This window comes from Actinacidiphila sp. bgisy145, from assembly GCF_057708125.1.
This window is the reverse complement of record NZ_JBYIRL010000137.1, coordinates 1-576: the sequence shown is the minus strand read 5'-3', so window position 1 is coordinate 576 and position 576 is coordinate 1. Positions and strand designations below refer to the sequence as shown.

General features: G+C 69.4%; 1 protein-coding gene. It reads right to left on the bottom strand.

The window, feature by feature from the left end:
- A partial coding sequence (locus AC3ERT_RS36650) for a ketoacyl-synthetase C-terminal extension domain-containing protein (protein WP_435179523.1) occupies window positions 1-576 on the bottom strand: 576 nt, incomplete at both ends.

Genomic DNA, 576 nt, shown 5'->3' with positions numbered 1-576 from the left:
TCCCGGCCGACTCCCGCCCCGACACGGCAGCAGACAAGCCCTCCAACAGCTGACCACGGTCCCGGCCGACCACCGCAAGCCGGTGCGCGAACCCCGTCGTCCGCGTCACCGCCAACGACAACGCCACATCCCCGACCGAGACCTCAGGGCGAGCGTCGACGAACTCCGCCAACCGACCCGCCTGCGCCACCAACGCCGCATCAGACCGCGCCGACACCACCCACGCCACCGCACCCGCAGACTCCGGCCCCACCTCCGCAACGGACTCCACCTCCTCCTGCACGGGCTGTTCGAGGATGAGGTGGACGTTGGTACCGCTGATCCCGAACGCCGACACACCCGCACGTCGCGGACCAGAACCCGCCGGCCACTCACGCGGCGCCGTCAGCAGCTCGACTGCTCCGGCAGACCAGTCGACGTGTGAGGACGGAGCGTCGACGTGCAGGGTCTGCGGCAGCATCCCGTGCCGCATCGCCTGCACCATCTTGATCACACCCGCCACACCCGCAGCCGCCTGCGTGTGACCAATGTTCGACTTCACCGACCCCAACAACAACGGCCGCGCCGGATCACGAT